This window comes from Achromobacter sp., from assembly GCF_049647645.1.
Lineage (GTDB): Bacteria > Pseudomonadota > Gammaproteobacteria > Burkholderiales > Burkholderiaceae_B > Achromobacter.
This window is the reverse complement of the sequence record NZ_JBARYB010000131.1, coordinates 1-20,015: the sequence shown is the minus strand read 5'-3', so window position 1 is coordinate 20,015 and position 20,015 is coordinate 1. Positions and strand designations below refer to the sequence as shown.

The window sequence follows — 20,015 nt, the reverse complement described above, 5'->3', positions numbered from 1 at the left end:
GTGGAGGCGCCACTTTAGTGACGCGCTCCACACCGCAACCTGTCCGGAGGATTACTTTCCTGTAATGTTCGGCGCCCTGGAAAGCGTGAAGCCGACTTCGGTGCCTTGTCCGCCGCAGCGGGCGAAGGCGTTGCCGCCGTGCATGCGGGCAATGGCCCGGACGATGGCCAGCCCCAGGCCGTGCCCATCGGTGCGCCGGCTACGCGCATCGTCGCCGCGGTAGAAGCGGTCGAAGATGCGCGGCAAGGCCTGGGCCCCTATCGGCGCACCGGGGTTCCGCACCCTGATCTCGATCTCGTCCTGCCGGGCGATGCAGTAGAGGTCGATGCCGCGTCCCCGGGGCGTGGCCCGGATGGCGTTGCTGAGCAGGTTCGCGATGGCGCGGCGCAGCAGCCGCGGGTTGGCCATCAGGACCGCGCCGCCGTGGGCCGCCAGGGAAACGCCGGCTTCGTCCAACGCGGCCTCGTAGTACTCGGCCACGCCGGCGACTTCCCGACGCACGTCCACTTCCTGCAGGTCTCCCGCCGGTTCGCCGCCGTCGGCCCGTGCCAGGAACAGCATATCGTTGACCAGCGCCTTCAGGCTTTCCAGCTCTTCCAGGTTGGATTCCAGTACCTCGCGCAGCTCCTGCTCCGAGCGCGGCGACGACAGGATGACCTCGGCGCCGCTGATCAGCGTCGCCAGCGGCGTGCGCAGCTCATGGGCCACGTCGGCGTTGAAGCCTTCCATCTGCTGGTAAGCCGTCTGCACCCGGCCCAGCATGCCGTTGAAGGTATGGGTGAACTCGCGCAGCTCCCGGTCGATGCCCTGTTCCGGCAGGCGCACCGCAAGATTGTCTGGCTGGATGCGGGCGGCCTGCTGGGACAGGCGGCGGATCGGCGACAGCGAGCGTCGCACCGCCCACGCGGACAGCACCAAGGTGGCGCCGACCCAGACCACGCAGATCAGGACCAGCGCGGTGGCGAAGGCATACAGGAACTGCGTGCCGGGGCGCAGGTTCACGGCCACGGTGAGTTCGGCGCCGGGCAGCAGGGCGCCTTCCAGCGGCACGCGCAGTCCGCGCATGTTCCAGCCGTCCTGCGTATGCAGCCTGATCTCGCGCCCGGCGAGCGGCCGCAGATCCACGGGCGGCGCGTCGCCGTAGAACACGCTGCCGTCGGCGAGGGTGATCCAGGTTTTCAGATTGCCGTGGCCGACCATGATGTTGTCCAGGGCGCCTCGCAGATCCTGCATCTGCGCGAGCGTGGCCTGCATGCCGATGAGATGGTTGATGAGCTCCAGCTTGCCCGCCACCTCGGTGATCTCCTGGCGCTGCACCTCGCGCTTCAAGGCCCAGAACAAGGTGTATCCGGCAATGCTGGACACCACCAGGGCGATGACGCCAAGCAGCAGCGTGAGCCGGATTTCCATGGACGCGATGCGGGGCAGCTTCATTTTTCGCGCAGCTCCAGCACATAGCCCATGCCGCGCACCGTATGCAGCAGCTTGATGTCGAACGGGTCGTCTATCTTCGCCCGCAGGCGCCGCACGGCCACCTCGATGACGTTGGTGTCGCTATCGAAGTTCATGTCCCAGACCTGCTCGGCAAGCACGGTCCTGGACAGCACCTGGCCATGGCGCCGCAGCATCAGTGTCAGCAGCGTGAACTCCTTGGCCGTCAGGTCCAGGCGCATGCCGCCTCGTTGCGCCTTGCGCCGCGCCAAGTCCATCTCCAGGTCGGCAAGTTTGAGCAGCGTCGATTCCTGCCCGCGGCCGCGGCGCAGCAGCGCCTGGATCCGCGCCAGCAGCTCGGAAAAGGCGAAGGGCTTGACGAGATAGTCGTCCGCGCCGCCCTCCAGGCCGCGCACCCGGTCTTCCACCTTGTCGCGGGCGGTCAGCATCAGGACGGGCGTTTGCTTGTGCTTGCGCAGGTCCGCCAGCACGCCGAAGCCGTCGACGCCGGGCAGCATCACGTCCAGCACCACCACGTCGTAGTCGCCCTCGATGGCGGCGTGCCGGCCGTCTATGCCGTCGCGGGCGATGTCGACCACGTAGTTGTGTTCGGTCAAACCTTTGCGGACGTAGTCCGCGAGCTTTCTTTCATCTTCGATCAAGAGGATACGCATGGGGCGCCTCGCTTTCCTTGCACAAATGTAATGAGTCGGTCCGGCTTCTGTAATTGCCGACTGCGTAGAGTTCAGCGTGTCAGCCAAGTTCCCGCTTGGCGGCGCTGAAACACAAGGAGCGATCCATGAGTGCTCGAAAATCCATCTCGAAAAGCTTTGAAACGGCCAACGATGAAATCGCCGTTGCGGCGCATTATGCACCCTGCGCATCGAAATGTGCGCAGCAGTTCAAGCGGATGCCGGCGGGTGCATCCGGTCGGCCCGACGCCTGAACCGGCGCTGCGCGATGAGAATCCTGTACACCAATTTCCATCGCGGCGATGGCGGCGGGCATACGACTTACGTGCTGTCGCTGGCCGGAGCGCTGCGCAACGCGCACGATATCGTCGTGGCCGCGCCGTCGGAAAGCCGCTTGTTCAAGGCGGCCTCGGCGATGCCTGGCGTGCGGGCCGAGGCGCTGGATTTCCGTGGCGGCATGCTGGCCGCGCTGCCCAACGCGCGCAGGCTGCGCCGGCTGCTGGTGCAGGAGCGCTTCGACGTCGCGCACGTCAACGGTTCGGCCGATCATCGCGTGTGCATGCTGGCGGGCCTGGGGCTCGGGGCGGACAGCCCCGCAGTGGTGTACACCCAGCACAATGACCGGCCCGCCAACAGCTTTGGAGCCATGCTGCGCGCCCGCCTGGCGACGGACCGCGTCATCTGCGTGTGCGAGCACACGCGCCGCAAGCTGGCGGGCAGCGCATTCGGGCGCTGCGGCTTGCGTACCGTGCGCAATGGCGTGGACGTGGAACGCTTCAGGCCGCAGGCAGCGGAGGCCTCGGTCGCAGCCCGGCGGCGCTGGCTGCCCGAGGCGCAGTCCGGCCGTCTGGTGGTCGGCAGCAACGCCGGCACCGCGGACTACAAGCGCTGGCTGGACATGGTGGAGGCTGTGTCGCTGTTGCCAGCCGGATTGCGCGAGCGCATCGTCGTCATGATCGCGGGCGAATTCCCCGGGGAACTGCAGCGCCGGCGCGTGCGTGAACTGGGCATGGAAGATCAGGTGATCTTCGCGGGCTTGCTGGACGACGTCCGGTCTTTCGTGGCCGCGCTGGACGTGGGCTTTGTGCTGTCCTCGGAGATGGAGACCATCTCGTTCGCCTGCCGGGAGATGATGGCCATGGGCGTGCCCGTCATTGTCAGCAATGCCGGCGGGCTGGCCGAGAATGTGCATGCCGGGCTGGACGGCTGGGTGGTTCCGGCGCGCGCGCCGGAAGCCGTGGCGGGCGTGCTGCGCGAGATCCTGGCGCAGCCGCATCTGTTGGGTCCCATGGGCCGTGCGGCCCGGGAAAAAGCCCTGCGGGACTTCGCCTTGTCGCGCTTCGTGGCGGACACGCACGCTGTCTACGTGGAAGCGCTGGCGCAGGTCCAGCGTCCGTTGCGGCTGGCATGAGCCGGCAACGGACGCGGGCGAGGAACGTCAGATCATCGATTCGCCGCTGTGCCTGGCCGCGCGGATGTCCCGCCACAGCGTGACGCACAGCAGGGCCAGGATGAGGGCGGAAATGGCGGGCCAGACCAGGAAGTAGAACGTCAACCACATATCAGTCTCCTTGTTGCTTGAGGGGTGTTCAGCCTTGGGCCGGTTGGACTTCGGGCCGTTGGGCAGGCGCTGCGGACATGGCTTCATGCGCTTCCTGGAAGGAAGTCACGCGCTGCGCGAGCAGGCTGAAATCGAAGCGCTGCTTGCTGAGCAGGCTCAGGCCGGCGCAGACCGTGGCGCTGACGCCGTAGGCGGTCAGCGATCCCATCAGCACGATGTACTCGCGCAGCGTGCCGACGAAAGCGGGCAGCATGATGAGGATGCCCGCCGCGCCCACAACGAGGGCTGCGGTGCGGCCGAAGAAGCCGAACGTCATGAGGCCAAGCACCACGCCGCCGCCAATGGCCGAGCAGATTTCGAAGAACACGGCGAGGCCTCCGGTGATGGGCAGCAACTCGAAACGCACGATGGTGAACAGGACCACGGCGCTGAGCACCGCGCAGACGAAGGCGCGGTTGTCGACGCGGTCCCAGTAGAAGCTGGCGATGACGGGAAACACGATGGCGCCCCACAGCGCGCCGACGAACACCAGCATGACCAGGATGTCCAGGCGCAGGCTGGCGAAGATGACGCCTATCATCGTCGCGACGATCATGGTGGCGCGGCCCCACCACAGCATGCGGCGCGGATCCGGGCGGCCGCCGGCCAGGTTCTTGGCGTACACGTCGGTCATGACGATGGCCGACAGCGCGGCCAGGTCGGAGTCGGCGGTCGAGGACAGCGAGCCCACCACCAGCAGGAAGAACAGCGCGATGCCAAAGGGCGGCAGATAGGTCGACGCCATCTGCGGGATGATGTTGTTCATGTCGCCGTTGGCGGGTTCCAGGCCGACGAAGAGCGCCAGCAGCCCCAGCATGCCCAGCCCGATCACGACGGCCCCGTATCCGGCCGTGGCGGTCAGGAAGGTAGGCTTGATCAGGTCTTCGCGCACCGCGAACAGGCGCTGGGCGATGGTCTGGTTGCCGATGGCGTAGGCCAGCACCGCCACGAAGTAGGGGGCGCCTTGTTCCAGGATGGCGCGAGTGGAATAGAAGTCCGCTTGCTCCGGGCTCAGGCGCCACATATTGGCGGACAGCAGCTCAGGCCCGCCGGCGTTGAAGAAGATGAGCGGAATGATGACCACCGCCGCGATGATCATGGCGGCCAGCTGGGCGAAGTCCGTCATCACCGAGGTGCGAAAGCCCGACCACAGCGTGTAGGACAGCACGCCCAGTCCGGCGATGAGCACGCCCTGGATGAACGTCAACGGACTGAGGATGGAGACCAGCGCGCCAGCCGCGGTGAAGTTCACCATGAGGCTGATACAGCTGCCGACGATGTTCGACACCGCCATGATCATCTGGCTGGATGCGCCATGCCGCGCATGGATGACCTCGGCCAGCGTGTGCGCCTTGGGCGCCAGTTTGCGGAAGCGCTTGCCGAACGGATAGATGAAGAGAATCATCAGCGCGCCCCAGAAGCCGTAATGCAGCGGGCCCGACAGGCCGTACTTGTAGCCCGAGGTGGCGCTGGCGTAGAACGACGCGGCCCAGATCCAGGTGGCGATCATGCTCGCCGTGGACAGGCCGAATCCGACCGCGTTGTTCGACACCATGTAGCCGTCCACGTTCTCGTTCTTCTGGCTGATCAGCAGCGACATGAGGAACGTGGCGCCATAGAAGCCTACGAGCAGCAGGATGGCGGTGGTGCCGGATAGCTGAAAGAATTCTGTCTCTTGCATCGTCTTCGTCCTTTCTCCTTGACAGCGGGTTCATGACGGACAGTCATGGCTGCATGAAGGCCGTTTTTCGCGGAATGCGCAGGGCGGCAAACCCCGATGACGTAGCCGAAACACCAGGCGAGCGGGCGGTAGGCGCGATCGCATGCCTGCCCGGCGAAGACGCGGCAAGCGCAGCCCTCGGACGGACAGCAAAAAGGCACACCGTATAGGTGTCTTGCTGCCGCATTGCGCAGAACGCTGGTTGCTTTAGACGTTGCCCGATGCGGCGAGCGATGGTCCTGCCTGGTAAGCAGGAAAAATTGTTCCGCAGCCTTTACAGCTGGGTTTGGGTGTTTCGGCGTTGCACGCCGGGCCGCTGTGCGCGGCCTTGTGATGGATGCTTCCAGGCGACGTGCATCGTCTGGCTGCATGCGTAATGAACTACAACAGGCGCCAAGTATAGGGACATACCCCGCGCCAGTCCAGCATGCGTTCATCAGGCGTACACGCGGCGCGGGTCATCGGGCCGCGCTATCGCGATTCGCATTGGTAAGCATCGCAACACTTAATTGGCCGTGGCGGGCGCGCTTCGATAAGGTGGCAGGGTTCACACAAGCGGCCGCGCCGCCGGCACGGTTGCGCGCAATACCAAGGCGAAACATGACAGACCGCGTATACATCAATGCCGTCGACGCCGACGGCAATCCCCTGTCCCTGCACGTGCGCGATGGCCGCATCCTGGCGCTGGGCGCCGAGCCGCCTGCCGCGGGCGCGGCGCAGGTGACCGATCTGCGCGGCCACCTGGTGCTGCCCGGCTTCGTCGATGGCCATATCCACCTGGACAAGAGTTTTGTCGGTGACCGCTGGCGGCCGCACCGGCCCGCGGCCAGCCTGCGCGAACGGCTAGCCATCGAGAAGCAGGAACTGGCCGCCGCGCCGCCCATCGAGGGACGCGCCGATGCGCTCATCGCGCAAGCCGCGGCGTTCGGTACGGTGGCGATGCGCTGCCATGTGGACGTCGACGCTACCACCGGATTGGACAATCTGCGGGCCGTCATGACGGCGCGCGAGAAGTGGCGCGGCATCGTCGACATCGAATTGGTGGCGTTTCCGCAGGCGGGCGTGATGTCCTGTCCCGGCACGCCGCAGTGGTTGGAAGCGGCCGTGCGCGAAGGCGCCGAGGTCGTGGGCGGCATCGATCCTTCTACGCTCGACGGCGATGCCGAAGGGCAGCTCGATTGCGTATTCGGCATTGCCGAAAGATTGGGCGCGAAGATAGACATCCATCTGCACGAGCCGGGCGAGCAGGGCGTCGAACAGATCGCTCGTATCGCCGCGCGCACGCGGGCGCAGGGCCTCGCGGGCCGGGTCGCCATCAGCCACGCCTACGCGCTGGGCGACGTTGGCCAGGGGGCGCTGGAAGATGTGGCGCGCAAGCTGGCTGACGCCGGCGTGGCGATCATGACGAATGCCCCGGGCGACCGCGCCTTCCCGCCGGTATTGGCGCTGCGCGCGGCCGGCGTGCGGGTGTTCACGGGCAACGACAACATCCAGGATAGCTGGTGGCCCTATGGCAATGGCGACATGCTGCAACGTGCGATGCTGATCGGCTACCGCTCGGGCTTTTATACGGACGGCGAACTGCTGACGGCCTTGCACATGGCGTCGCACGCCGCGGCGGAGGTGTTGGGCCTGCAAGGCTACGGCTTGCAGGTTGGCAACGAGGCGAGCTTCGTTGCGCTGCCGGCTCCCAACGGCGCGGCCGCGGTGGCGGCAGTGCCGGCGCAGCGCTTCTTGTTCCGCAAGGGCGTACCCGTGGGCGCGGCGGCGCAGGCCTACGCCAGCGTCAGGCCGGCGGCGTGGCCTGCGCCGCGCGTGCCTCGCAGAAGTCCGTGAGCGCGCGCCGCAGCGCATGGCCCGCGTCGCTGAGCCGACCTCGCGCGTAGAGTGATAGTTGCAGGCCGCGCGGCGCCGGAAATCCTTCCTCGGGCGTGAGCAGCCTGTGTTCGGCAGTGGCGCAGGCGCAAGGCAGCAGGCTGATCCCCAGTCCCGCGGCGACCGCCGCGCTGAGGCTGGGCAGACTGGGGCTGCAGAAGCGCACGTGCCAGGGCTTGCCGCCGGTCTCCAGCATGGCGGTCATTTCCTGGCGGTACAGCGCGCCAGACGGGAACGCCACCAGCGGCACGGCGGTGTCGGGCGCGGGCGGCGGCGAGTCGCGGGCGGTGATCCAGCACAGGGGCTCGGGCCAGTGCGCATCGCAATCGGCATCGACTTCCCATTGCTTGACCAGCAGCAGGTCCAACTCCCCATCGCGGTAGCGCCGCAGCAGCTCATGGCTGAGCCCGCCTTCGACTTCCACGCGCAGCCGCGGATAGGCCGCTTCGACGACTGCAATGGTGGGCATCAGCGTCGCACCCATGAAATCTTCGGGCGCGCCCAGCCGCAGCACCGCGCTGGCCTGCGCGGCGGCCACGCTTTCGCGCGCTTCATCGGCCAGGCGCAGGATGCTGCGCGCATAGCCCAACAGGCGTTCGCCTTCCTCGGTGGGCAGGACATGGCGTTGCGTGCGGTCCAGCAGGCGGCAGCCCAGGTTCTCTTCCAGCCGGATGACGTGCTGGCTGACCGTGGATTGCGTCAGGTGCAGGAGCTCGCTGGCGCGGGTGAAGTTGCCCGTGTCCACGACGGTGAGGAAACTGCGCAGCAGGACGGGATCTAGCATTTGGACTTCCACTCGAATCTATCAAGCCAATTAATTTCATAATACTTGGCCCGGCCGCCATACTAGGCGTTTCGCGGGGCCGTCAGCCGATCCGGCCGGCTCCAAGGCTATGGATCAGGAGGAAGTACTCATGCCTATCTTTCGTGCCGGCCGCATCTGGCTGGCGGCATTCCTGTTGAGCGTGGGGGGCGTGGCCGCGGCTGCGGGTTCGGACTCGGCGCTGCTGACCGCGGCGGGCAATGGCGACGCCGCTCGCGTCAAGCTGCTGCTGGGGCAGGGCGCTGCCGTGGATGCGCGCGATGCGGCAGGCAATACGCCGCTGCTGCGCGCGACCCAGGGTAACCACGTCGAGGCAGCCCGCGCCCTGATCGAGGCCGGCGCCAACGTCAACGCGCAGAACTCGATCCGCGACAGCGCCTACCTGCTGGCTGGCGCCCGCGGCTTGCGCGAGATCCTGGCGCTGACGCTGGCGCACGGGGCTGACCTGAAAAGCACCAACCGCTATGGCGGCACCGCCCTCATCCCCGCGTGTGAACGCGGCCACGTCGAAGTGGTGGACATGCTGCTGCGCGCGGGCGTGGACGCGGACCATGTGAACAACCTGGGCTGGACCGGATTGCTGGAAGCGGTGATTCTGGGCGACGGCGGCGCGCGCCACCAGGCGATCGTCAAGCGGCTGATCGAAGCAGGCGCCGATGTCAATCTGGCCGACGGCAAGGGCGTGACGCCGCTGCGCCACGCGCGCGAGCGCGGGCAGGCCGAGGTTGTGCGTCTGCTGGTGTCTGCGGGAGCGCAGGACTGAGGCGCTTGCGCCGGGAAAAAAAACGGGGCTTGAAAGCCCCGTTCTTCATGCTGAAGACAGCAGGCCGGATCAGAAGCCCTCGCGCGGCACGTGCACGCGGCCTTCCATCAGCACGCGGGCGCTGCGGCTCATGAGAGCCTTGGTGACCTTCCATTCGCCGTCCACCAGCTTGGCCTCGGCGCCGACGCGCAAGGTGCCGGACGGATGGCCGAAGCAGACGTTGTCGCGTTCGCCGCCGCCCGCGGCCAGGTTGACCAGCGTGCCCGGCACTGCCGCGGCGGTGGCGATGGCGACGGACGCGGTGCCCATCATGGCGTGGTGCAGCTTGCCCATGGAGAGCGCGCGCACCAGCACGTCGATGTCGCCCTTGCCGATCTGCTTGCCGCTGGAGGACACATATTCCTTGGGCGCCGCCACGAAGGCGACCTTGGGCGTGTGCTGGCGGCTGGCAGCCTCTTCGAGCTTCTTGATCAGGCCCATGCGCAGCGCGCCGTGGGCGCGGATGGTCTCGAAGCGCGCCAATGCGGCGGCGTCGCCGTTGATGTCGTCTTGCAGTTCCGTGCCGCGGTAGCCCAGGGCTTCGGCGTCCAGGAAGATCGTGGGGATGCCGGAGTTGATCATGGTGGCCTTGAAGGTGCCGATGCCGGGCACTTCCAGGTCGTCCACTAGCTTGCCGGTGGGGAACATGGAGCCGCCATCGCCTTCCTCGGCCGGGTCCATGAACTCCAGGCGCAGTTCGGCGGCGGGGAAGGTCACGCCGTCCAGTTCGAAGTCGCCGGTTTCCTGTACGGCGCCGCCGCTCATGGGCACGTGGGCGATGATGGTCTTCTGGATGTTGGCCTGCCAGATGCGCACGACCGCGATGCCGTCCCGCGGCACGCGGGCCGGATCGACCAGGCCGTTGGTGATGGCGAACGGGCCCACGGCGGCCGACAGGTTGCCGCAGTTGCCGCTCCAGTCCACGAAAGGCTGGTCGATGGAGACCTGGCCGAACAGGTAGTCCACGTCATGCTCCGGGCGCGCGCTCTTGCCGACGATGACGGTCTTGCTGGTGCTGGAGGTGGCGGCGCCCATGCCGTCGATCTGCTTGCCGTAGGGGTCGGGGCTGCCGATCACGCGCATCAGCAGCGCATCGCGCGCGGCGCCGGGCACGCGCGCGGATTCGGGCAGGTCGTCGAGCTTGAAGAACACGCCTTTGCTGGTGCCGCCGCGCATGTAGGTGGCGGTTATCTTGGTCTGGGGAGCATGGCTCATGGGGCAGTCCTGATGAGGGGTGTGGGGCGGCGGGCGTTGCGGCGCCCGCCTTGCCGATGACGGATCAGCCGGCCTTCCTGTCGGCGCCGGAGGCTTCCAGGAAGTCCTGGGCGAAGCGCTGCAGCACGCCGCCGGCTTCGTAGATCGAGACTTCCTCGGCGGTGTCCAGGCGGCAGGTCACGGGGACCTGGACGGTTTCGCCGTTGCGGCGATGGATCACCAGCGTCAGGTCGGCGCGCGGCTTGCGTTCGCCGATGACGTCATAGCTTTCGGTGCCGTCCAGGCCCAGCGTCTTGCGGTTGACGCCCGGCTTGAATTCCAACGGCAGCACGCCCATGCCGATCAGGTTGGTGCGGTGGATGCGCTCGAAGCCTTCGGCGACGATGGCTTCCACGCCGGCCAGGCGCACGCCCTTGGCGGCCCAGTCGCGCGACGAGCCCTGGCCGTAGTCGGCGCCGGCCACGATGATCAGCGGCTGCTTGCGGTCCATGTAGGTTTCAATGGCTTCCCACATGCGCATGACCTTGCCCTCGGGCTCCACGCGGGCTAGCGACCCCTGCTTTACCGTGCCGTCCTCGTTCTTCACCATTTCGTTGAAGAGCTTGGGGTTGGCGAAGGTGGCGCGCTGCGCGGTGAGGTGGTCGCCGCGGTGGGTGGCGTAGGAGTTGAAGTCCTCTTCGGGCAGGCCCATCTTGTCGAGGTATTCGCCGGCGGCGCTGTCCAGCAGGATGGCGTTGGACGGCGACAGGTGGTCGGTGGTGATGTTGTCGCCCAGGACCGCCAGCGGCAGCATGCCGCGCAGCGTGCGTTCGCCGGCCAGCGCGCCTTCCCAGTACGGCGGGCGGCGGATGTAGGTGCTCTGCGCGCGCCACGCGTACAACGGGCTGACGGCGCCCTTGCGGTCGTCCTGGATGCCGAACATGGGGGCATAGACCTTGCGGAACTGCTCGGGCTTGACCGCAGCCTTGACCACGGCGTCGATCTCTTCGTCGCTGGGCCAGATGTCCTTCAGGCGGATCTCGCGGCCGCTGGCGTCCTTACCCAGCACGTCGCGTTCGATATCGAAGCGGATGGTGCCGGCGATGGCGTAGGCCACCACCAGCGGCGGCGAGGCCAGGAAGGCCTGCTTGGCATAGGGGTGGATGCGGCCGTCGAAGTTGCGGTTGCCGGACAGCACGGCGGTGGCGTAGAGGTCGCGGTCGATGATTTCCTGCTGGATCACGGGGTCCAGCGCGCCCGACATGCCGTTGCAAGTGGTACAGGCGAAGGCGACGACGCCGAAGCCCAGTTTTTCCAGGTCGGCGGTCAGGCCGGCTTCGTCCAGGTACAGCGACACGGCCTTGGATCCCGGCGCTAGCGAGCTCTTCACCCAGGGCTTTCGGCTCAGGCCGGCGCGGTTGGCGTTGCGTGCCAGCAGGCCGGCGGCGATGACGTTGCGCGGATTGCTGGTGTTGGTGCAGCTGGTGATGGCGGCGATGATCACGGCGCCGTCAGGCATCAGGCCCGGTTCGTTTTCCACCACGCCGGAAATGCCGCGTTCGGCCAGGTCGCTGACGGGCAGGCGGCGATGCGGATTGGAGGGGCCGGCCAGGGTGCGCACCACGCTGGACAGGTCGAAGCGCAGCACGCGCTCGTATTCGGCATTTGTCAGGCTGTCGGACCACAGGCCCGCGGTCTTGGCGTAGTTTTCGACCAGGGCGATCTGTTCGTCCTCGCGGCCGGTCAGGCGCAGGTAGTCGATGGTTTGCTGGTCGATCGAGAACATCGCGGCCGTGGCGCCATACTCGGGCGCCATGTTCGAGATGGTGGCGCGGTCGCCCAGCGTGAGGCTGGCGGCGCCTGCGCCGTAGAACTCCAGGTAGGCGCCCACGACCTTCTCCTTGCGCAGGAACTCGGTCAGGGTCAGCACGATGTCGGTGGCGGTGATGCCAGGCTGGGCGCGGCCGGTGAGTTCCACGCCGATGATGTCGGGCAGGCGCATCCATGAGGCGCGGCCCAGCATCACGTTCTCGGCTTCCAGGCCGCCCACGCCGATGGCGATCACGCCCAGCGCGTCCACGTGCGGGGTGTGGCTGTCGGTGCCGACCAAGGTGTCGGGGAAGGCCACGCCGTCCTGCGTGTAGATGACGGGCGACATGCGCTCCAGGTTGATCTGGTGCATGATGCCGTTGCCCGGGGGCACGACTTCGATGTTGCGGAAGGCCTGCTTGGTCCAGTCGATGAAATGGAAGCGGTCTTCGTTGCGGCGGTCTTCCACCGCGCGGTTCTTGGCGAAGGCGTCGGGATCGTTGCCGCCGTACTCCACGGCCAGCGAGTGGTCGACGATCAGTTGCACCGGCACCACCGGATTGACCTTGGCGGGGTCGCCGCCCTTGTCGGCGATGGCGTCGCGCAGGCCGGCCAGGTCCACCAGCGCGGTCTGGCCCAGGATGTCGTGACAGACCACGCGCGCCGGGAACCAGGGGAAGTCCAGGTCGCGGCGGCGCTCGATCAGCTGCTTGAGCGAGTCCGTCAGCATGGCCGGGTCGCAGCGGCGCACCAGGTTTTCCGCCAGTACGCGCGAGGTGTAGGGCAGGCGGTCATAGGCCCCGGGCGAGATCGCCTCGACGGCGGCGCGGGTGTCGAAGTAGTCCAGGCGGGTGCCGGGCAGGGGCTTGCGGTAGTTTTGGTTCATGCCTCGGTGCGCTGCAGGTTGCCCTGCGCGATCTGCTGTTCGATGTTGATACGGGATGCGCGGATGTGGCGGCGCATCAGGATTTCAGCCAACTCGCCATCGCCGTCGGCGATGGCGTCCAGAATGCGGTGGTGTTCGGCATAGGCCTGCCTGGGGCGGTTGGGCGTTGTCGAATACTGGATGCGGTACATGCGCGCCAGCTGGTAGAGCTCGTCGCATAGCATGCGGAACAGCATCTGGTTGCCGCTGCCCTTGACGATGCGGTAGTGGAAATCGTAGTCGCCTTCCTGCTGGTAATACCCCAGTCCGGCCTGGAAGGCCTCGTCGCGCTCGTGCGCTTCCAGCACGGCGCGTAGTTCGGCGATTTCCGAGGGCGGCATGCGTTCGGCGGCCAGGCGGCAGGCCATGCCTTCCAGCGATTCGCGGATTTCGTAGAGTTCGGACAGTTCCTGTTGCGACAGCGACACCACGCGGGCGCCGGCGTGCGGCACGCGTACCAGCAGCTTCTGGCCTTCCAGCCGGTGCAGAGCTTCGCGCAGCGGGCCGCGGCTGACGCCATGGATACGGGCCAGCTCGGGCTCGGAAATCTTGCTGCCGGGGGCGATTTCGCCCTTGACGATGGCGGACTGGATCTTGCGGAAGATGTGTTCCGCAAGCGTCTCGCTATCGCCGGGGTCGGCGCCTGGCAGGGTCAGCACTTTGCTCATTGTGTTGACAATCTTTCCTAAAAATATCGGAAAAAGAGGCGTTTGAAGCTGCTGGTTCTTAAGATTGTCAACAATTTACTTGGACTAGCCGCCGGGCGCAAGCGCTTGCGTCGTCATCATCCGGCGGACTCCTGCGCCATCGCCTGTTCCGCTTGCAGGCGCTTCTGCATCCGGGCGGCCTCGCGCTTGAGCATGGCGACGATGGCGGGGATGCGTTCCGGCGGCATGCGCGCATGGAAGGTGGACAGGCTGAATGCGGCGAAGGGCGTGCCGTCGCCGTCCAGGATGGGCACCGCCACCGTGCGCACGTCGATGCCGCGGATGTCGCGTTGCGCGTAGCCCTGGGCGGCGAATTGCGCCAGTTCCGCGTAATAGCGTTCGTCCGGCGCCTGCTCGAATAGCGCGATCGTCCTGGCATTGGCATCCAGGATCTCGCGGGCTTCGGCGGGAGGCAGCGCCGACAGCAGCGCCAGGCTGCTGCCGCCCACGCCCAGCGGGCGGCGCACGCCGACGTCCAGCACGAATGCCTGGGACGGATGGGCGCCCGAGCGCCGGTCCACGCACACCATGTCCAGGCCGCTGCGCCGCGAGGCGAACACGGTGTCTTCGCTTTCCGCCGCCAGGCGGCTCACGGAAGCCCTGAACAGATCGCTGGTGTCGTAGCGCGCCGAGGCGGTGAGACCGAACTCCGCGATGACCTGCCCCAGGAAGTAGCGCTTGCTGTCCCTGTCTTGCGAGATCAGTCCTTCGCTCATCAGTCCGGCAAGGAGTCGATGCACCGTGGGTTGGGCCAGGGCGGTGGCTGCCGTGATGTCGGTCAGTCGGGCTCCGGCCCGATTGTGGTGGCTGACGATGCGAAGAATCAGCACTGCTCTTTCCAGGCTTTGCGCGCCAATCATGGGTTCTCCATATAGTGGAATATAAATTGATATTTTTCCGTTAAATTTTTTATTGACACTGCATTTTTACGGGAATAGTCTGTGATTTCATTGATTTGCGTAGTTATTTTAACTCCATAATATGGACTTTATTCGGAAAAGGCAATGAGCGAAATTCACAGCACCCCCAACACCCCCGGCGCCCGTTTCCGCGCCGCCTTGCGCGAAGAGTCTCCGCTGCAGATCGTCGGCGCGATCAATCCCTTCACCGCGATGATGGCGAAGACGCTGGGCTACCGGGCGCTGTACCTGGCCGGCGCCGGGGTCGCCAATTATTCGCACGGGCTGCCGGACCTGGGCATCACCACATTGAATGACGTGCTGGGCGATCTGCGCCGCGTGACCGACGCCTGCGACCTGCCGGTGCTGGTGGACGTGGATACGGGCTTCGGCGGCGCGTTCACGATCGCGCGGATGATGAAGGGCCTGATCAAGGACGGCGCGGCGGCGCTGCACATGGAAGACCAGGTGCAGCTCAAGCGCTGCGGCCACCGTCCGGGCAAGGAGATCGTCAGCAAGGAGGAAATGCTGGACCGGATCAAGGCCGCCGTGGACGCGCGCACGGATCCCTCGTTCTTCATCATCGCGCGCACCGACGCGCTGGCGATCGAAGGCTTGGACCGGGCGCTGGATCGCGCCGAAGCCTACATGGAGGCGGGGGCCGACATGATCTTCGCCGAAGCCTGCACCACGCTGGACGAGTACAGGGCTTTTGTCAGCCGCCTGAACCGCCCGCATTCGGTGCTGGCCAATATCACCGAATTCTCCAAGACGCCGAACTTCACCACCGGCCAACTGGCGGATGTGGGCGTGTCGGCGGCCCTGTATCCGCTGTCCGCGGCCCGCGCCATGAATGCCGCTGCCTTGAAGGTCTACGAAGCGATCCGCCATCAGGGCACGCAGAAGGACACGCTGGGCATCATGCAGACGCGCGAGGACCTCTACAAATTCCTGGATTACCACTCCTACGAGGCGCGCATCGACGCGCTGTTCTCGAAAGCAAAATAAGACGGGCGTTTCGACCCGTCGCAGGAGGAGACTGAAAATGATCACCGCAATGCTCAGGCGGCTCGGCCTGGCCGCGCTGCTCGGGGCGGCGCTCGGCGCACCGGCCGCCGCCGCCCAGCCCGCCTATCCTGCCGGCCCGATCCGGCTGGTGGTCCCGTTCGCCACGGGCGGGGGCACCGACGTCGTCTCGCGGGTGCTGGCCAAGGAACTGACGAGTTCGCTGGGGAAGACCGTATTCGTCGATAACAAGCCGGGCGCCAACGGCACCATCGGCACCATGTCCGCCATGCAGGCCGCGCCCGACGGCTACACGCTGCTGCTGGCCATCGAGGCTACGGTCGCCATCAACCCCGGCCTGTACAAGTACGTCAAGTACCGGCCGGGCGACTTCGAGGCGATTTCGCTCGTGTCCAAGCAGCCGTACCTGATCGTGGCCAATCCCGCGCTCAAGGCCAATACGCTTGCCGAGCTGGTCGCGCAAGCCAAGGCGGAGCCAGGCAAGCTGAACTACGCCACCGGCGCCAGCGCGGCCTTCCTGGCGGGCGAGCTGTTCAAGTCCACGGCGAGCGTGGATATCGGCAACGTGCCCTACAAGGGCTCGGGCGAAGCGATCACGGACGTGTTGGGCGGACGCGTGGAGTTGATGGTGGCCAGCCCGGTTTCCGTCATGCCCCAGATCAAGAGCGGCAAGCTCAAGGTGCTGGCGGTCACCAGCGCGCACCGCTACGCGCTGTTGCCGCAGGTGCCTACCGTGGCCGAGCAGGGCTACCCCGGCTTCGACGCCGAGGGCTGGTATGGCCTGGTCGCGCCCAAGGGGACGCCGGCAAACATCGTCGAGATATTGAACGCCAAGATCGCCGCCGCGATGCAGTCGCCGGAATTGCAGGCCCAATTCCAGACCGCCGGGGTCGAACCCGCGAATAGCGGTTCCGCCGAATTCGCCGATTACATGCGGTCCGAGTCCGCGCGTTGGGAGGGAGTGATCAAGCAGGCGGGCATAGAACCGCAATAAGAACCCGGACCCCGGTCCCACAACATCAACTTAGGAAAGGAGGCCATCGTGCCGCACGCATGGATCGAATACAGCGCGAACATTCAGCAGGAACCCGAAGTGCAGGCTTTGAAGCAGACGCTGCGCGACGCGATCGTGGAGGCCGGCATTTTTCCGCTGGCGGGCGTGCGCATCCGCGCCGCCGCCATCGACGACTATCTGGTGGCCGACGGCGATCCGCTCAACGCCTTCGTGCATGTGGTGCTGCGCGTGGGCGCGGGCCGCGACGAGGCGACCCGCAAGAAGGCGGCCGACGGGATTTTCGCCCGCATCACCGCGGCGCTTGCGCGCCTGAGCGCGGCCGGCCCGCTCGCCATCGCCTTTGAAGTGCAGGAAATGGACGAGCTGCTGAACTACAAGGCCAACAACCTGCACGACTACCTGAAGCGCCGCGCCGCCGCGTGACGACCTATTCCAACCCTTCTTTCATCCCATGACTATGCAATTCGTTTCCTATCTGCACGATGGGCAGGCCGGCTTCGGCCTCATGTCCGGCAACGGCCAGGGCATCATTGAACTGGGCGCCCGGCTGGACGACTGCGACACGCTGCGGCAGGCGATCGAGACGGACCGCCTCGAAACGCTGGCCGAAGCGTACGGCGCGCGCCCGGCCGACCTGGACGTGGCCGCCGTGACGTTGCTGTCTCCGGTGCCCCAGCCCGACAAGATCCTTTGCGTCGGTGTCAACTATGGCGAACGCAACGCCGAATACAAGGACAACTCCGACGCGCCCAAGTACCCCAGCCTGTTCCTGCGCACGCCCGGCACGGTCGTGGGCCACCGGGTTCCGCTGGTCAAGCCCGCGGTGTCCGACCAGTTCGACTACGAAGGTGAAATCGTCCTGGTCATCGGCAAGGAAGGACGCCACATTCCCGAAGCCCGGGCGTTGGAGCACGTGGCCGGCCTGAGCATCGCCAACGAGGGTTCGGTGCGCGACTGGCTGCGGCACGGCAAGTTCAACGTGACGCAAGGCAAGAACTTCGAGCGCAGCGGCAGCATCGGGCCCTGGATGACGCGCATACGCTCATCCAGGGAGCTGCAAGGATTGACCGTCAGCACTCGCGTCAACGGCGAACTGCGCCAGCAGGACACGACGGACAACATGATGTTCCCGTTCGCCCGCCTGATCCACTACATCTCCACGTTCGCGCGGCTCTTGCCTGGCGATCTGATCCTGACGGGCACGCCGACCGGCGCCGGCGCCCGCTTCGATCCGCCGCGCTATCTCAAGGCGGGCGACGTGGTCCGGGTCGAAGTGCCGGGCGTCGGCGCGCTGGAGAACGAAGTGGTCGACGAGGCCGCTCCCGCCGCGGCGGCGCGCTGAGCGTTGTGGGCGCCTGGCGGCCGCGCTGTCGGGCGCCTACCGCTTGTGATGCACCTCCTGCAAACCATAGACCTGCACCGGCACACCCGCCTGCCGCGCCTTCAGCTGCAGGGACAGGTACTGCGAGTAATGCCGCGACTGGTGCAGGTTGCCGCCGTGGAACCACAGGGCTTTCTGTTGCGTGGGCTTCCACATGTTGCGCTGTTCGCCTTCCCAGGGGCCAGGATCCTTGGTGGTGTCCGAACCCAGGCCCCAGCACTTGCCGACCTTGTCGGCGACGTCGCGGCTGATCAGGTCCGCGGCCCAGCCGTTCATCGAGCCGTAGCCGGTGGCGTAGACCACCAGGTCCGCGGGCAATTGGACGCCAGACTTCAGCACCACGGCGTCGCGCGTCAGGTGGCTGACGTCGGTGCGCGATTGCAGCTTGATGCTGCCGTCGATGATGAGGTCGCAGGCGCCGACGTCGATGTAGTAGCCGGAGCCGCGCCGCAGGTACTTCATGAACAGGCCTGAACCGTCGTCGCCCCAATCCAGCATGAAGCCGGCGTCTTCCAGCTTGGCGTAGAACCCGGCGTCGCGCTCGCGCATCTGGTCGTAGAGCGGGATCTGGAACTGCGCCATGATCTTGTAGGGCAGCGAGGCGAACGTCAGGTCGGCCTTGCGCGTGGTCATGCCGTTGGCCAGCGCCTGTTCGGAATACAGGCCGCCCAGGCCGATGTCCATCAGCGTCTCGGAACGCACGATGTGCGTCGACGAGCGCTGCACCATGGTGACGTTGGCCCCGCCTTCCCACAGCGCCGCGCAGATGTCGTGCGCGGAGTTGTTGGCGCCGATCACGACCACGTTCTTGCCGCGGTAGGCGTCGGGGCCGGGGTGTTGCGAGGAGTGCTGCTGTTCGCCCTGGAATTCATCCTGGCCGGGGAAGCGGGGGATGTTGGGCTTGCCGGACATGCCGGTGGCCAGCACCAGTTGCTTGGGCCGCAGCGTCACGGGCTTGCCCTCGCGCAGCACCGTCACCTCCCATTCCTGCTTCTGTTCGTCGTAGCGCGCCGACTGGCAGACGGTGGAGGTCCAATAGTTGAGCTCCATGATGCGGGTGTACATCTCCAGCCAGTCGCCGATCTTGTCCTTGGGCGCGAAGACCGGCCAGTTCTCGGGGAAGGGGATATAGGGCAGGTGGTCGTACCAGACCGGATCGTGCAGGCACAGGGACTTGTAGCGCTTTCTCCAGCTGTCGCCCGCGCGTTCATTCTTTTCGATGATGATGGTGGGTACGTCCAGCTGGCGCAGGCGCGCGCCCAGCGCGATGCCGCCCTGGCCGCCGCCGATGATGAGCACGTAGGGCTGGGTCTGGTAGCCGAGCTCGGCGGCTTCCTGCTCGCGCTTTTCCAGCCAGGTGTGGCGGGTCCGGCTGCTGCCGTGTTCCGCGCCCTTGGGGCGGCGCAGACCGCTGGGCTCCTCATGCCCCTTGAGTTCGGACATGGTGGTCAGCAGGGTCCAGATCTTGCCGTCCTGGACGCGGATGTGGCCGTAGCCGCGGGCGCGGTTGGTCTCGATCTCGATCCAGCCTTGCAACAGGCCGGCCTCTTGCGACACTGTTTCTTTCGGGTCCAGGCTGAAGCGCACCGGCTCCACTTGCGCCAGTTGGTGCTGCAGCATGTCGCGGATCTGGTCGCGCCCTTCGAGCGTGCGCAGGTTCCAGGTGAACAGCACCAGGTCGCGCCAGTAGCAGTCGTCCTGGAACAGCGCGGCGACGCCATCGATGTCCTTGTTGCCCAGCGCGGTGTTCAAGTGCGCGAGCACGGCGTCCAGGGCGGCGCCGGCTTGATCGGTCTGCATGTCTAGTCTCCTTGCCCGTGGCGGGCGTCGTTGTCGTGGCGTACCAGGGCATGGTCCGCTGGCGGCCCCGGACTGTGCCGGCCGGTGGGCGCCGATAACGATCAAGCAATCGGCGTGCCACCCTTGCCGCGCAGGAGAGCGGGGCGGGGTGCCGTGGCGGCGTGCCACACCTGTGGCATTGGGGTGTGGCGCCTCAGGAGCGCGAGGCCAGGCCGTGCCGCCGTATCTGGCGATGCACGGTGGAACGGTCCACGCCCAGGCGGCGCGCGGCTTCCGAGACGTTGCCGCCGCAGCTGGCCAGCATGGCGCGCAAGGC

19 protein-coding genes are annotated in these 20,015 nt (G+C 66.6%); 8 read left to right on the top strand and 11 right to left on the bottom strand.

All coding sequences use genetic code 11. The features are described from left to right. Positions 1–51 precede the first annotated feature (51 nt). Both WBB14_RS15360 and WBB14_RS15355 read right to left on the bottom strand, forming a co-directional pair. Positions 52–1,434, bottom strand: coding sequence for a heavy metal sensor histidine kinase (locus tag WBB14_RS15360; protein WP_424240594.1), 1,383 nt, complete (start codon positions 1,432–1,434; stop codon positions 52–54). Continuing rightward, positions 1,431–2,105 carry a heavy metal response regulator transcription factor gene (locus WBB14_RS15355; RefSeq protein ID WP_332013633.1) on the bottom strand — a complete coding sequence of 225 codons (675 nt, stop codon included), beginning with the start codon at positions 2,103–2,105 and terminating at the stop codon, positions 1,431–1,433. The genes WBB14_RS15360 and WBB14_RS15355 overlap by 4 nt, the downstream gene beginning before the upstream one ends. A 125-nt stretch (positions 2,106–2,230) precedes the next feature. On the opposite strand from WBB14_RS15355, the gene WBB14_RS15350 reads away from it, so the two are divergent. Then, complete coding sequence (locus WBB14_RS15350; protein WP_424240593.1) at positions 2,231–2,377, top strand: hypothetical protein; 147 nt, start codon at positions 2,231–2,233, stop codon at positions 2,375–2,377. Between the two features lie 14 nt (positions 2,378–2,391). Further along, the gene (locus WBB14_RS15345; RefSeq protein WP_424240592.1) at positions 2,392–3,534 is read left to right on the top strand and encodes a glycosyltransferase; all 1,143 of its coding nucleotides are present in this window, start codon (positions 2,392–2,394) and stop codon (positions 3,532–3,534) included. A gap of 27 nt (positions 3,535–3,561) precedes the next feature. On the opposite strand, the gene WBB14_RS15340 is transcribed toward WBB14_RS15345, so the two are convergent. Continuing rightward, complete coding sequence (locus WBB14_RS15340; protein ID WP_424240591.1) at positions 3,562–3,684, bottom strand: putative transporter small subunit; 123 nt, start codon at positions 3,682–3,684, stop codon at positions 3,562–3,564. 28 nt (positions 3,685–3,712) lie between these two features. Further along, positions 3,713–5,404 (bottom strand): sodium:solute symporter family protein, encoded by a 1,692-nt coding sequence (locus WBB14_RS15335; protein WP_424240590.1) that lies wholly within the window; start codon positions 5,402–5,404, stop codon positions 3,713–3,715. Between the two features lie 639 nt (positions 5,405–6,043). Here WBB14_RS15335 and WBB14_RS15330 point away from each other — a divergent pair. Continuing rightward, positions 6,044–7,279 carry an amidohydrolase family protein gene (locus WBB14_RS15330; RefSeq protein WP_424240589.1) on the top strand — a complete coding sequence of 412 codons (1,236 nt, stop codon included), beginning with the start codon at positions 6,044–6,046 and terminating at the stop codon, positions 7,277–7,279. Here WBB14_RS15330 and WBB14_RS15325 read toward each other — a convergent pair. Then, positions 7,230–8,102 (bottom strand): LysR family transcriptional regulator, encoded by an 873-nt coding sequence (locus tag WBB14_RS15325; protein ID WP_424240588.1) that lies wholly within the window; start codon positions 8,100–8,102, stop codon positions 7,230–7,232. The two genes, WBB14_RS15330 and WBB14_RS15325, sit on opposite strands and share 50 nt — an antisense overlap. Positions 8,103–8,232: 130 nt before the next feature. On the opposite strand from WBB14_RS15325, the gene WBB14_RS15320 reads away from it, so the two are divergent. Next, positions 8,233–8,904, top strand: a complete 672-nt coding sequence (locus WBB14_RS15320; RefSeq protein WP_424240587.1) for an ankyrin repeat domain-containing protein — start codon at positions 8,233–8,235, stop codon at positions 8,902–8,904. 69 nt (positions 8,905–8,973) lie between these two features. Here the strand turns inward: WBB14_RS15320 and prpF are convergent, their stop codons facing one another. From prpF to WBB14_RS15300, 4 genes are all read right to left on the bottom strand, one after another. Beyond that, positions 8,974–10,158: a 2-methylaconitate cis-trans isomerase PrpF gene (prpF, locus tag WBB14_RS15315; RefSeq protein ID WP_424240586.1), complete on the bottom strand. Its 1,185-nt coding sequence runs from the start codon at positions 10,156–10,158 to the stop codon at positions 8,974–8,976. 64 nt (positions 10,159–10,222) lie between these two features. Then, complete coding sequence (gene acnD, locus WBB14_RS15310; protein WP_424240585.1) at positions 10,223–12,832, bottom strand: Fe/S-dependent 2-methylisocitrate dehydratase AcnD; 2,610 nt, start codon at positions 12,830–12,832, stop codon at positions 10,223–10,225. Further along, on the bottom strand, positions 12,829–13,539 hold the full coding sequence (locus tag WBB14_RS15305; RefSeq protein ID WP_424240584.1) for a GntR family transcriptional regulator: 711 nt from the start codon (positions 13,537–13,539) through the stop codon (positions 12,829–12,831). Before WBB14_RS15305 ends, acnD begins: the two co-directional genes overlap by 4 nt. 116 nt (positions 13,540–13,655) lie before the next feature. Beyond that, positions 13,656–14,438, bottom strand: a complete 783-nt coding sequence (locus WBB14_RS15300) for an IclR family transcriptional regulator (protein ID WP_424240583.1) — start codon at positions 14,436–14,438, stop codon at positions 13,656–13,658. A gap of 144 nt (positions 14,439–14,582) precedes the next feature. Here WBB14_RS15300 and prpB point away from each other — a divergent pair, with 144 nt between their 5' ends. From prpB to WBB14_RS15280, 4 genes are read left to right on the top strand one after another with little or no spacing between them, the layout of a single operon-like run. Beyond that, positions 14,583–15,485, top strand: coding sequence for a methylisocitrate lyase (gene prpB / locus WBB14_RS15295; RefSeq protein ID WP_424240582.1), 903 nt, complete (start codon positions 14,583–14,585; stop codon positions 15,483–15,485). A gap of 37 nt (positions 15,486–15,522) precedes the next feature. Further along, the gene (locus WBB14_RS15290) at positions 15,523–16,497 is read left to right on the top strand and encodes a Bug family tripartite tricarboxylate transporter substrate binding protein (protein ID WP_424240581.1); all 975 of its coding nucleotides are present in this window, start codon (positions 15,523–15,525) and stop codon (positions 16,495–16,497) included. Positions 16,498–16,545: 48 nt separating this feature from the next. Continuing rightward, a complete protein-coding gene (locus tag WBB14_RS15285) occupies positions 16,546–16,941 on the top strand; it encodes a 5-carboxymethyl-2-hydroxymuconate Delta-isomerase (RefSeq protein ID WP_424240580.1) in 396 nt (131 codons plus the stop codon). A gap of 28 nt (positions 16,942–16,969) precedes the next feature. Then, the gene (locus WBB14_RS15280) at positions 16,970–17,860 is read left to right on the top strand and encodes a fumarylacetoacetate hydrolase family protein (RefSeq protein ID WP_424240579.1); all 891 of its coding nucleotides are present in this window, start codon (positions 16,970–16,972) and stop codon (positions 17,858–17,860) included. A gap of 36 nt (positions 17,861–17,896) precedes the next feature. Here the strand turns inward: WBB14_RS15280 and WBB14_RS15275 are convergent, their stop codons facing one another. Both WBB14_RS15275 and WBB14_RS15270 read right to left on the bottom strand, forming a co-directional pair. After that, positions 17,897–19,699, bottom strand: a complete 1,803-nt coding sequence (locus tag WBB14_RS15275) for an NAD(P)/FAD-dependent oxidoreductase (protein WP_424240578.1) — start codon at positions 19,697–19,699, stop codon at positions 17,897–17,899. A 193-nt stretch (positions 19,700–19,892) separates the two neighbouring features. After that, positions 19,893–20,003 (bottom strand): helix-turn-helix domain-containing protein, encoded by a 111-nt coding sequence (locus WBB14_RS15270; protein ID WP_424240711.1) that lies wholly within the window; start codon positions 20,001–20,003, stop codon positions 19,893–19,895. Positions 20,004–20,015 lie beyond the last annotated feature (12 nt).